At 66.0% G+C, this 12,744-nt stretch carries 10 protein-coding genes; 5 read left to right on the top strand and 5 right to left on the bottom strand.

Features of this window, described 5'->3' with window-relative positions:
* The first annotated feature begins 22 nt into the window (after positions 1-22).
* Complete coding sequence (locus ACJH6J_RS01690) at positions 23-289, top strand: hypothetical protein (protein ID WP_406801705.1); 267 nt, start codon at positions 23-25, stop codon at positions 287-289.
* A 120-nt stretch (positions 290-409) separates the two neighbouring features.
* Here ACJH6J_RS01690 and ACJH6J_RS01685 read toward each other — a convergent pair whose 3' ends face one another.
* Complete coding sequence (locus tag ACJH6J_RS01685; RefSeq protein WP_073693793.1) at positions 410-931, bottom strand: DUF302 domain-containing protein; 522 nt, start codon at positions 929-931, stop codon at positions 410-412.
* A 514-nt stretch (positions 932-1,445) separates the two neighbouring features.
* Between ACJH6J_RS01685 and ACJH6J_RS01680 the strand changes: the two genes are divergently transcribed.
* From ACJH6J_RS01680 to ACJH6J_RS01665, 4 genes are all read left to right on the top strand, one after another.
* Positions 1,446-4,703 (top strand): LuxR C-terminal-related transcriptional regulator, encoded by a 3,258-nt coding sequence (locus ACJH6J_RS01680; protein ID WP_083611908.1) that lies wholly within the window; start codon positions 1,446-1,448, stop codon positions 4,701-4,703.
* Between the two features lie 280 nt (positions 4,704-4,983).
* Entirely contained in the window at positions 4,984-6,000 is a 1,017-nt protein-coding gene (locus ACJH6J_RS01675) for a glycoside hydrolase family 6 protein (RefSeq protein ID WP_142239373.1), read from the top strand.
* A gap of 51 nt (positions 6,001-6,051) precedes the next feature.
* On the top strand, positions 6,052-7,155 hold the full coding sequence (locus ACJH6J_RS01670; protein WP_073693795.1) for an MBL fold metallo-hydrolase: 1,104 nt from the start codon (positions 6,052-6,054) through the stop codon (positions 7,153-7,155).
* 14 nt (positions 7,156-7,169) lie between these two features.
* On the top strand, positions 7,170-8,189 hold the full coding sequence (locus ACJH6J_RS01665; RefSeq protein ID WP_406803421.1) for an amidohydrolase family protein: 1,020 nt from the start codon (positions 7,170-7,172) through the stop codon (positions 8,187-8,189).
* On the opposite strand, the gene ACJH6J_RS01660 is transcribed toward ACJH6J_RS01665, so the two are convergent.
* The 4 genes from ACJH6J_RS01660 to ACJH6J_RS01645 form a co-directional block, all read right to left on the bottom strand.
* Positions 8,161-9,033 carry a hypothetical protein gene (locus tag ACJH6J_RS01660; protein WP_406803420.1) on the bottom strand — a complete coding sequence of 291 codons (873 nt, stop codon included), beginning with the start codon at positions 9,031-9,033 and terminating at the stop codon, positions 8,161-8,163. The genes ACJH6J_RS01665 and ACJH6J_RS01660 overlap by 29 nt on opposite strands.
* 63 nt (positions 9,034-9,096) lie before the next feature.
* Positions 9,097-10,185, bottom strand: a complete 1,089-nt coding sequence (locus ACJH6J_RS01655) for an alpha/beta hydrolase (RefSeq protein WP_406803419.1) — start codon at positions 10,183-10,185, stop codon at positions 9,097-9,099.
* Between the two features lie 146 nt (positions 10,186-10,331).
* Positions 10,332-11,105, bottom strand: coding sequence for a glucose 1-dehydrogenase (locus ACJH6J_RS01650; RefSeq protein ID WP_073693797.1), 774 nt, complete (start codon positions 11,103-11,105; stop codon positions 10,332-10,334).
* 75 nt (positions 11,106-11,180) lie between these two features.
* Positions 11,181-12,629, bottom strand: a complete 1,449-nt coding sequence (locus ACJH6J_RS01645) for a WS/DGAT/MGAT family O-acyltransferase (RefSeq protein WP_406803418.1) — start codon at positions 12,627-12,629, stop codon at positions 11,181-11,183.
* Between the last annotated feature and the right edge of the window lie 115 nt (positions 12,630-12,744).

Below are 12,744 nucleotides of genomic sequence, written 5' to 3'. Positions count from 1 at the left end.
CGGACGGCGAAAGGGACCCGCCATGGATCTGAAGAAGAAGGCGGCGCTTTTCGCGGCAGCAGGCGCGGCTGCGGGAATTCTCGTCGCACCGGCGGCACACGCCGACATCTGCGACCCGTCGGCCACCGTCTGTCAGGGCAGTGAGGTCGGCGGCGAAACGTCGGTGCCGGCCGCTTCGCCGTCGGTCATCGCGGACAACGAGGAGTTCCCGTTCGGCGACGATGAGTGGTACCTCTACCCCGGCGGCGTCATCAACCGTGGAGGCGGCGGAGGCGGCGGGCACCGTTAGGTCGAGTGCTGCTCTCCCTTGGCATGTCTGGCCGGGAGCCGGCAACTTTCCTTGACCGTCAACGAAAGTTGACGACTCCAGATCGAACGTGTCGACGGAGAGCCGACGCGCTGGTCGAGTTCACGGTGCATCGCCGGTGCTCGATACCTTCTCGGCCAGGGCGGCGAGTTTGTCGTCCAGAATCAGTGCCGCGGCGTGCAGCGGTGGGTTGTCGTCGACAACCATCAGCGACGACGGCTTGACGTAGGTCAGGGCGCTCCGGTTGTCGTCGACTTCCGTCAGCAGGACCTCGACGGGAGCGAACAGCCCGGCCGTCAGGTCGTGTCTGATCATGGTGATTGCGATGAGCGGATTGCCGAGGATGACGCGCAAGGCCTTCCGGTCTACTCCCGCTGTGCTGAGCCACGAGGTGTGGTCGATCAGGTGCATCAACATGAAATCGCTGGGTCCGGCCTGGCGCTGGACGTCCGCTTCGAATGCGTTCCAGTCGCGATCTGCCAATGCTCGGAGGCCGGTTATCTGCGCGGGCTCCGCACCGATATCGGCGAGCAGATCGTCACGCAGTTCATCGAACGTCTTGTCACTGTCGAACCGCATCCGAACTCCGCTGAACGGAATCGCCTGAGCCTCACTCGTCGTCATGATCGACCTTCGCGACGTCGGTGCGATGGACCTGCGGCCGGGGCGTGTGGTCGATGTTCAAGCTGAGCAGTTCGGGGCGGCTGTAGTGTGCTTTGACGATGGTCATCTGGCGGGGTCCTATCGCTGGTGCCGCCGGGGGTGGCGGCCTGACACCTACTCTGCGCCGGGTCGAGGCCGGATGGGGAGGCCGAGATGATCCTGGTATTCGCGGGGACACGATGCAGGTCACTTTCGCAGGTTGATCGCCGAGGCCGAGCTCGTGTGTCAAATGTGTTGTGAGCTAGGCGCATAAGCTCATCGTCGGCGGGCGGCTGGCTTCTCGCCCGGCTGCTTTCGAGGGCCGAAATTTGTCGGTGCCCTCTGCGAGCAGTCCTGCTATGTGATGCCGTAACAATCGGAGGGCGGATACGCAGTTCTGCGGATGTTTGTCCCATCTGGTCCGGTCACGCTGATTACCATGAGCGACATCGTTCGACGGGTAGATGTACCGCCGTTGACCTGGAGTGATGTGGGCATGAGCGAGCTGCTGCCGGCAGGGACCGTGACACTGCTGCTGGCAGACGTCGAGGGTTCGACGCGACTGTGGGAGACCCAGCCCGAGGAGATGACCGCCGCGCTGGCGCGGCTGGATCAAGTGGTATCCACCGCGATCGCCGCACACAACGGGGTGCGGCCGCTGGAGCAGGGCGAGGGCGACAGCTTCGTGGCAGCGTTCGCCCGAGCGAGCGATGCCGTCAAGTGTGCGCTCGATCTGCAGCGAGCCCGGCTGGCGCCAATCCGGATGCGGATCGGCATCCATACCGGGGAGGTGCAACTGCGCGACGAAAACAACTACGCGGGGCCGGCCGTCAATCGAACTGCCCGACTTCGTGATCTGGCACACGGCGGGCAGACGGTGCTGTCCGGCGCGGCGGAGGACATGGTTGTCGATCTGCTGCCCGATGGCGCATGGCTGACCGATCTGGGTACGCATCAACTACGTGATCTTCTGCGGCCCGAACGGGTGGTGCAGTTGTGTCATCCAGATCTCCGCAACGAGTTTCCGCCGCTGCGCACAGTGAATAATATTGGCACACAAGGCCTTCCGGTGGAGTTGACGACGTTCGTCGGCCGGCGAGAGCAGCTCATCGAAGTGTGTCAGCTGGTGGTGAACAACCGGCTGGTGACGTTGACCGGTACGGGCGGCGTGGGTAAGACCCGGATGGCTGTTCAGGTGGCCACCCGCGTCGCCGACGATCTGGGCGGGCTGTGGTGCGTCGACCTGGCCCCGATCACCGAGCCCGATCTTGCGGCCTCGTCGGTCGCACGGGCGGTGGGCCTGCTGGACCAACCGGGCCGCACACCGGCCGATTCCGTGGTGCGATTTCTCTCCCGCCGTCGAGGGGTGCTGGTCCTCGACAACTGCGAACATCTCCTGAACGCCACGGCGGCACTGGTTGTCGACATCACGCGGACCTGCACTGCGATAAAAGTTTTGACCACCAGCCGCGAACCACTCGGGGTCGCCGGTGAAGTGACGTGGCGCGTGCCGTCGCTGTCGTTGACCGACGAGTCGGTGCAGCTGTTCGCTGACCGGGCGCGGGCCGTGCGGCCGGATTTCCTTGTCACCGAACGGAATTCCACCGTTGTTGGCGAGATCTGCACACGCCTGGATGGTCTGCCGCTGGCGATCGAACTCGCCGCGGCGCGGGTTCGGGCCCTGGCACCGGAAGAGATCCTGGACGGCTTGCACGACCGGTTCCGGCTGTTGACCGGCGGAGCACACACGGCGGTCCGACGCCAGCAGACGTTGCTGGCGTCGGTGGAGTGGTCCCATGCGATGTTGACTGAGCCCGAACAGATCCTGCTCCGTCGGCTGGCCGTGTTCGTGGGCGGATTCGACCTGGACGCCGCGCGATCCGTCTGTGCCGACGCCGGTGTCGAGAGTTATCAGGTCTTGGACGAACTCACTTTGCTCGTCGACAAATCACTGGTGATCGCCGAGAACACGGGCAGCCGCACGCGGTACCGCCTGCTGGAGACGGTCCGTCAGTACGCGCTCGAAAAGCTGGGCGGCTCAGGTGAATCCGATGAGGTGCGTAATCGGCATCGTGACCACTACTCGGGTCTCGCATCGCAATTGGATGCGTCGACCGGTGCCGGCTACGACCAGCGGCTGCATGATGTGGAGATCGAGTTCGACAACCTGCGGGCCGCATTCGCCTGGAGTCGGGAAAGTCAGGCCATCGACACGGCTCTGATTCTCGTGTCGGAAATGCAGCCGTTTTGGTTGGGGCGCGGCCGTGTTGGTGAGGGGCTGGCTTGGTTCGATGCGATTCTCCGCGACGGTGCCGCTGACCACGGCGCGGTGACGCCGTCGGTACGGGCCTTGGCATACGCGTCCTGTGCTTTCTTGAAAGCGTGGCTTGGTGGTGTAGGCCTCATTGATTCGATCGAGTTGGCGACGAAGTCGCTGGACCTCGCCCAGCAGGTGGGGGACCGTGCGCTGATGGTGCGGGCACTCATCGCCTGCGGTTGCGCTAGCGGCTATCACCCGGGGGCCACCCGGCAGTATCTTGCCGAGGCACTCGAGTTGGCACACGAACTTGGCGACGAATGGCGGGTCGGGCAGATTCTCGCGTGGCGTGCCCTTGGCGCATTTCTGACCAGCAACCCGCTTGTGGTGCGAGCTGCTGCGATCGAAGCACGGCAGGTCGCCGAAACCGTCGGCGACCACGTCTCAGTCCGCCAGTGTCGATTGTGGCTGGCCTGGGCGCAGGTATGGCAGGGCGACCTGGCCACGGCTATCGACGGCCTGCGCGAACTGATCGCTGACGCTGACGCGGCGGGTGATCTCTTCACGAAAGCGATGGGGCTGGAGACCCTATGCCAGGCGTTGGTGTATCACGGCGACCTGGACGACGCGATGGTGGCAGCGCGCGAGGCGGTCGACGTCAGTGAGCCGATCGGTGGTGTCACGGAAGGTTGGAGCCATATCGTGGTGGCCTACGCGGCTCTGGCTGCAGGCGACGTCGCGACCGCCGCCGAATCAAGTCGGTTCGGCTGGCCGCTGACCACGTGGAGCCGGGAAGTCGTGGCGATCCAGCTGGCGCTGATGGCCCAGATCGCGCTGGCGAGTGGCGATACTGAATCGGCCCGTCGGTATGCCGACGACGGGGTCGCTGACGCCATTGCCTGGAGTCGTATGACTGCGTTGGCGGCACGTGCCCGAATTGCCATGGCGGAAGGCGATTTCCAGCAGGCCGAGCAGGATGCGCACGCTGCGCTGGCCTGTGGGGTCGAGTGCGAGGCCTGGTTGTTGATGACCGATGTGCTTGAGTGCCTGGCTTCGTCGGCGGCGGTTGCTGAGAGTTACCCGGAAGCTGCGCGGCTGTTCGGCGCAGCCGACGCCGTCAGGCAACGCACCGGTGAGACTCGGTACCGGATCTATCAGGATGGCTATGACGCGTCCGTTGCTGAACTTCGTGCGATCATGGGCGACGATTTCGACGTCGCATGGGATGAGGGCGCGGCGCTGTCTCTGGAGCAGGCGATCGCCTATGCCCAGCGCGGCCGCGGCGAGCGTAAGCGGCCTTCGAGCGGCTGGGCATCATTGACGCCAGCTGAGCTCGAGGTGGTGAAGCTGGCGGTCGCCGGACTGCCCAGCAAGGACATCGCCGCCCGGCTGTTCGTCTCGCCTCGGACGGTGCAGACGCACCTGACCCACATCTACGGGAAGCTCGGTGTTGCGTCGCGGGTGCAACTCGCGCAGGAGGCGGCCCGGCACGCGTGATCCGTTCGACGGCACGAGCGGCTGATCGTGGCATCTGCAGTCACACCGGCAACTTCAGCACAGGTCTCCCTGGATCACTCTCGCCGGGACCTGTCAGGTTTCCCTGACAGTCAAGGAAACCTGACGCCTCCAGATCGAATGTGTCGAGGGAGAGCCGACACGCCGACGGCGTTCATGGCACGTCGCGGGCGAAACGGTGGTCAGCGCCACTTTGGTCACTCGCACACCAACTTTGGCTCCCGATTGGCGTTTATTAACGAAATCGAACTATTTTTCTGAGGTGATTTCTTCGGCTGTTGGCGTCGTCGCCCGCTGGACCGCTCCCCTCCTGGCTGTAGCCGCCGTCGCGAGCGCCGGCCTGCCCCTCGATCCGGCGCCGCGTGCCGACGCACCGGCGATCCGCCTGGCTTCGGACGACAACCCGCTGGCCGGCCGGCCCTTCTACGCCGACCCGATCTCCAAGGCCAAGCTCGCCGCGGACCATGCCGACCCGCCCAGTGCCGAACTCACTGCCATCGCCAACACGCCGCAGGCCTACTGGCTGGATCAGGCGTTCCCGGCCTCGACCGTAGGCGGCACCGTCGCCGGGCTGGCCGGCGCCGCCAATGCAGCGGGTGCCACTCCCGTGCTGGTGCTGTACGCCATTCCGCATCGCGACTGCGGCAGCTACGCCGCCGGTGGCTTCGGGTCGGCGGACAGCTACCGGGCGTGGATCGACAGCGTTGCGGCCGGCCTGGGTGGTTCACCGGCGGCGATCATCGTCGAGCCTGACGCGCTGGCCATGGCCGACTGCCTGTCCGCCGGCCAGCGGCAGGAGCGCTTCGACCTGATCCGCTACGCCGTCGACACCCTGACTCGCGATCCCGCGGCGGCGGTGTACATCGACGGCGGGCACTCGCGGTGGGTGAGCGCCGAAACCATGGCCTCCCGTCTCAACGAGGTCGGCGTCGCCAAGGCACGCGGATTCAGTCTCAACACGACCAACTACTTCACCACCGGTGAGGAAATCGGATACGGCGAGGCGATCTCCGGGCTCACCAACGGCTCGCACTACGTCATCGACACGTCGCGCAATGGAGCCGGACCGGCCGAGGGTGACCCGATGTACTGGTGCAACCCCGACGGCCGCGCCCTCGGTGTCGCGCCCACCACCGATACCGCCGGCGCGCACGCCGACGCGTACCTCTGGGTGAAGCGCGTCGGCGAGTCTGACGGGTCGTGCGGCCGCGGCGAGCCCGGTGCGGGCACGTTCGTGAAATCGTTCGCCATCGACCTGGCTCGTAACGCGGCGCACTGATTCCGCGCGCCGCGACCCGGGTTTCGGCGTGAAGGACGATACGTTGCCGTCATGCATGGGTGTGGCCCTGACTGTGCCGACGGCGTCGATGCGATATCCCGGCGGACGGCGCTGGTCGCCTCCGTCTCCGCATTGCTCGGCAGTGCCGCGCTCGCGACATCGGCGAGCAGTTCAGCCGAGCCGCGCGGTGACGCGCTGCCGCAGAACGCTCTGATCACCCTCGGCGTGCAGGCGGGTCCGCCGCCGGTGCCGAACCGGACCGGTATCTCGTCGGCGCTCAAGATCGGCAACGACGTCTACCAAATCGACTGCGGCCTGGGCTCTTTGAATGCTTTCACCAATGCCGGCCTGAAGTTCGACCAGCTGCGCAGTCTCTTCATCACGCACCTGCACACCGACCACATCGTCGATTACTACAGCTTCTTCCTCTCCGGCGGCTACACCGCGTCACGGGGAAAGGGTGCAGTGACGGTGTACGGGCCAGGCCCCGCCGGCGGGCTCCCGCCGAGCGAGGTCGGCAATCCCAACCCGCCGACCGTCGAACCCGCCAACCCGACGCCAGGGATCGCGGCCATGACGGAAGCGCTGCACCGGGCCTTCGCCTACACCAGCAACATCTTCATCCGGGACATGGGCACCGACGACATCCAGAGTCTGGTCAGTGTGAACGAAGTCGTTGCGCCACCCGGCTCGGACTACCAGAACCGGTCACCGCGCACCGACCCCTTCCCGGTCATGACGGACGACAACGTGCGCGTCACGGCGACCCTGGTGAGCCACTACGACGTGTACCCGGCTTTCGCATTCCGCTTCGATCTGCTCAAATCCGGTGTGTCGGTGACCTTCTCGGGTGACACGACCAAATCGGACAATCTGATCGCTCTCGCGCACGGCACCGACATCCTGGTGCACGAGGCCCAGTTCAGCCTCGCCGACGGTGGCAACAACAGCCGGTTCCCGCCGGGGTATCTGGTCCGCTCGCACACCTCTGCCGAGCAGGTCGGTGAGGTAGCGGCGGCGGCAAATGCCAAGCATGTTGTGTTGAGCCACTATTCGCCCACCGATCTGCCCGACTCGAAGTGGCGGGACGCGATCGGCAGCCGCTATCAGGGCAAGATCACCGTCGCGCGCGACGGTCAGGTCTTCGCCCTCTGACCTATCCTCGGCGTATGCATCTGATCGCGCTGGAAGAGCACTACGCGTGGAAACCGGCGAGCGACGGCAATGTGGTCGCGACATGGTTGGAGTCCAACAACCGCACCGGCTTCGACCGACTCTACGACCGCGGGCCGCTGCGGCTGGAGCAGATGGATGCCGCCGGCATCGACTTCCAGATCCTGTCCCTCTTCGACCCAGGCGTGCAGGAGTACGACGACGCGGTGCTTGCCGTCGACTACGCACGTCGCGCCAACGACGATCTCGCCGAGACCGTGCGGCAGTACCCCGACCGGTTCGGCGGCTTCGCCACCCTCGCGACGCAGGACCCCGATGCCGCTGCCGCTGAATTACGCAGGGCTGTCGCCGATCTCGGACTGGTGGGAGCCCTCATCAACGGCCACACCCATGGCCGCTACCTGGACGACCCCGCCTACGAGCCGCTGTTCGCCACAGCCGAGACGCTCGGTGTCCCGATCTACCTGCACCCGACCACTCCGCACCCGGCAGTGATGGAAGCCTGGTTCGCGCCATATGTCGATCAGGGGCTGCACCTGGCATCGTGGGGCTTCGCCGTCGAGGCCGGCACCCACGCACTGCGGCTGATCTACTCGGGCCTGTTCGACCGTCATCCCAACCTGCAGATGATCCTCGGCCATCTCGGAGAGATGTTGCCGTTCACAGTTTTTCGCACTGATCGGTACTACGGGCTGGGCGGCTCGGGCGACTCGCATGGCCGATTGCAGAAGCTGCCGTCGGAGTACCTGCGGGACAACTTCTACTTCACCACCAGTGGCAACTTCTCCCCGCCGGCCATGGCCTGCACGCTGGAGGTCATGGGCGCCGACCGGGTCATGTTCTCGGTGGACTACCCGATGGACGACAACGTCGACGGCGCCGACTTCCTGGCGTCGTATCCGATGGACGACGCGGACCGGCGCAAGGTCGGCTACGAAAATGCGGTGCGGCTCTTCGGCAGTCGGATACCGGGGTTCGAGGAGGGGATCAGTCCCGCGGCCGCGCCATCCAACTGAGGTTGAGTGCCTTGCCCACCTGGTTGAGTTGATTGAGGGCCTCCTCGATGCGGCGCCGCGGCACCTCGACGCGCCATTCTGGCATCCGCCCGGTCAGCTCAAGGGTCTCCGGACTGAAGTTGACGGAGGTGGGCGCGAGTTCGCGGGGCAGCTTCGGCAGCTGAATTCGATAGGCGGGCAAGCGGTTCGGCAGATGCCACCGGGCTTTGCGCACCGCGACCATCCGCGGCTTCACGAGCAATGTCGAGCCGTCGATGGTCGCGTCGACCTCGAGATGGCCGATGTCCGGCCGTTTAGCCCAACGGATTTGCGCGACACCACCGGCGTCGATGTTGCCGAGCAACTTCGGCGCGGCCCGCCCCGGCAGCGACGAAGCCTTGTCGATCATGTTGTCGAGCGCCTTGGCGGACATCTCGATGGTCAGATCCAACGGCGCAGCGACGAGCACCGGGGTGTTGCTCGGCTTGATGTGCACGTTGTGCAGGACCGCGGTGGCCTTGTCGAATTGCCAACCGTTCCAGACGATGTCGGACGCCGAGATGGAGACCTCGCCCAGCTGCCCGACCGACAGGCTACGCATGTCGAGGTCGGCATCGATCGCGGTGACCGTCAGCGTCATCTCGCCGGACTTGAGCTTGACGGTGATCCGGCGGCCGACAACCTGCTTGCGCAACGTGTCGAACAAGCTCTGGTACGCGCCGGCCGGACCGGAGGTCAGCGCGTTGCCCACAGCGGACGTCCAGAACGACGACAAGGCGTCCAGCGTTTTGAACGCATCCATCGGCTTGAACGAGTCCCAGCTCGGGAACGAGTCCCAAGACGGAAACGGTCCGGAGTTCGCCATATCTAAATGATCGTCACTCCGTCAACCGCCACGCAGCGCGATGCCGCTGACTGGGATACCGGGTTACGCGGTGCCGAGAGACTCGCGGAACCTGCGGCCCAGTACACCGCGCGAAGCGCGGGTCCAGGTGAAGCCGACGTGTCCGGCGCTGACCCAGTCCACATGCTCGGCGTGCCACGAATTGGCAAGGGCCTCAGACTGTTCGACCGGAATCAGCCGGTCCGCCTTGGCGATGAACAAGGTCCGGTCCCGTGGCGCGACGACCGTCGGCAGCGCCAACGGGGACACGACCTGGAAGACGGTCCGGGCGTCGTCCGACGCGATGACGTCGCGGTATTCCTCGGGTGGGCCGTGGTGGGTCAGCAGCGCCAGCGGATCGGCGAACGGCAACGCCGCGGCCACCGCGTCGAACCGTTCCAGGCCGGCCAGCACGGTGGACAGGTAGCCACCGAGCGAGACGCCGTAGAGACCCACCGGGGCATCGGTGGTGCTGCGGATCCAGCTCACCAGCCGGCGGACGTCCCACACGGCCTGCGTGATGCCGTGCAGCATCGAGGTCAGATCCAGTGACAGCAGCTGTCCGTCCGCGGACTCGCGCCGGGGGCCATGCAGCGGCGAAATAGGAAGTGCGACATTGTATCCGAGCTTGTAATGCAAGTAGTTGGCCCAGAGCACGTTCAGGTCGAAGCGTGACGAGCCCATCCCGAAGCCGTGCAGGATGACGACCCACGGGGCGGGGGAGTCGGGGCGGCGCAGCAGCCGGACGGTGACGGTGTCGTTGCGGTCATTACCGGGCCACCGGCCCGCGCCCAGCTCGAACGACCGCGCGTCGAACTCCGACGCGAAGGACATCGACTCGTGGCGGAGCGGTCCGTTGTGGGTGCTCCAGTGCAGGACGTCGGCGTCGTTCAACTTCGGCGGAGTGCGGTGGTACTTGGACGGTTTGGAGATCCAGCCGCGTCGCTTGAACAGGGCCGCGGCCTTGTCCAAGTCGGCGGCGAGCCGCTCGGGTGCGGCCTCTGCGGGCAGCTTCGGCTGGCGCAGGCGCATGACAGCGAGCACGGCTTCATCAATCGCGATGTGCGGGGCCACGGCCATGCGCTCGCTGACGTCCATGCATTCCGGACGGCTCACCATGGGTGGCTCTGGCAACTCATCGTTCCTCAGTGGGGCAGACACCATTGTCTCCTTGCTTGAAGTCGTCCCGTCCGCGGACGCGAGCCGATGGCCATCGGCACGCACCCGCGTTCAGCTCAAACATGCTGAGCTGACGGACGATTGGCTCGTCGCCTGTTCAGTTATTGACCCATCACGTACTTGACGGTGGGGCCGGTGGTCCAGCCGCCGTCGACGGCGATCTCGGCGCCGGTGACGTACGAGGCGGCGCGGGACAGCAGGTAGGTCACGGCACCGGCGATCTCGTCTGCCTCGCCGACGCGCCCCATCGGGGTGTTGGGGTAGTTGCCCTCGCCCTGCTGGATGCCGACCTGCGCCGTCATCGGCGTGTAGGTCATGCCCGGGTGCACGGAGTTGACCCGGATGCGGTCGGTGCCCAGTTCGACGGCCGCGATCTTGCTCAGGCCGCGGACCGCCCACTTCGAGGCGCCGTAGCCGGCGGTCAGGGCCAGGCCCATCAGGCCGGCGGCCGACGAGATGTTGACGATGGAACCGCCGCCGGCGGCACGCATCGGCGCGATGACGGCCTGGATGCCGTTGAAGACGCCGACCAGGTTGACGTCGAGCACGGTGCGGAAGTGATCCAGCGGCTCGTGCTCGATGAACTGGCCGGTGGAGATCCCGGCGTTGTTCACCAGACCGGTGATCTTGCCGAACTCGGCGACGGTCAGCGCGACGGCCGCGTCCCACTGCGCGCGATCGGTGACGTCGAGGTGTGCGTACCGCGCCGCATCCCCGAGCTCGTCGGCCAGCTGCTTGCCCTCGTCGTCGAGGACGTCAGCGATGACGACCTTGCCGCCACCGGCCACGATGTGGCGCGCCATCGACGCGCCGAGCCCGCGTGAGCCACCGGTGACGATCGCCACCACGTCCGACAAGCTATCCGAATCTGCCATCTCAGCAACTTCCTTTCGACGTCCTCTGGGCATGGACCGCTGTGGCGGTCCGCCCGCGTGTGAAGGCAATCACATCTAGTCGGCGCTGACGGCGGAACTCCCACCCGGTGGGACTTCGGACTCCGGGGCCGGCTCCACCCAGCCGGCAGCGGCAAGGAGCGTGTCGAGCTCCGCCCGGGCGCCATCGAGGATCTCCCACGGGTCTTCGACCAGGTCAGGGTCGGCCTGGATGCCGACATCCACGTTGCCGCCGTAGCTGAACACTGTGACGTTGATACCCATACCGACGGTCAGCGGGCCGACCGGCACGATGTGCTCGATCTTGGCGCCGGCCATGTACAGCTGGATCGGCGGCCCGGGGACGTTCGAGACGATGAGGTTGCTGGCCAGCGGCAGCTTGTCCTCCAGCTTGGCGGCGCGGAAGCCCTTGAACACCAGGTTCAGCAGCACCGGCGGCGCGAAGTCGGTCAGGCCGATGGACTGGCCGGCCTGCAGGTCCTCGGCCAGCGCCTTCGCGCTGTTCATGCCGTTGTGGATGGCCGACAGCCGCTCGACCGGATTCTCCACATCGGTGCACATGGACGCGATCATGGTGTGCACGTGGTTGCCGGGGGTCTCGTCGCCCGCGTTGCGGGTGGACATCGGCACGGTGGCCAGGACCGGGGCCTCCGGCAGCGCGTCGCGCTTGGTCAGGTAGGTGCGCAGCGCGCCGGCCACGACGCTCAGGATCACGTCGTTCAGCTTGACGCCGAGCGCGTTCTTGACGTGCTTGACCTCTGCCATCGGCAGCGACGTGTAGGCGAAGCTGCGGTGCGAGCTGAGTGCGCCGTTGAAGCTGGTCTTCGGGGCGCTCATCGGGCGCGGCGGCGGATCGTCGCGACGGAGGTGGCTGATGGTGGTCACGGCGTTGCGGACCGTCTGGCCCAGGTACTGCACGACCTTCGGCGGCGTGCTCGCGGCGCTGAGAGCCCCCTTGGCGAACAGCTCGAGGCTCGAATGACGGTTCTGCTCATCCTCGTTCGGCAGATCGACGATCGGTTTCGTGGCATCGGGAGTCACGTCGCACAGCACAGATGACAGGCCGGCGCCGGAGACGCCGTCGACGATGGAGTGGTGGGTCTTGGCGATGTAGGCGACACGGCCGCCTTCGAGGCCCTCGACGAACCAGCTCTCCCACAGCGGCTGGTTGCGGTTGAGCTGGCGGGCCAGGATCTCACCGACGACGTCGGCGAGCTCTTTCGCGCCACCGGGAGCGGGCAGCGCCGCCCGGTGAATGTGGTAGTCGAGCTTGAACGCCGGATCGTCGACCCACACCGGCCGGTCCAGTCCCAGCGGGACCTCTTGGATGCGGCGGCGGAACGACGGCAGGTAGGGCAGGCGGCGATCCAGGTGATCCCGCAGGTGTTCGAAGTCGAATCCCGGTGCGTCGCTGGGGTCCAGAATCATCAACCCCAGCGTGTGCTGAGGCCATTCGGTGCCCTCCATGGACAAGAACATGGCATCCATGCCGGACAAGCGCTTCACCGCGATACTCCCCTCGTCGACCACCGAATTGTGGCGGCAATAACGTATCCACGGTTACGCGTTTTACAATTGCTACTTCCCAGTCAGCGAGATTGAAATTCGTCGTCTAGCTGCG

The sequence above is a fragment of the Mycobacterium sp. SMC-18 genome (assembly GCF_045310895.1).
GTDB lineage: Bacteria > Actinomycetota > Actinomycetes > Mycobacteriales > Mycobacteriaceae > Mycobacterium.
The sequence above is the reverse complement of the archived record's forward strand: the minus strand, read 5'-3'. Positions and strand labels throughout refer to the sequence as shown.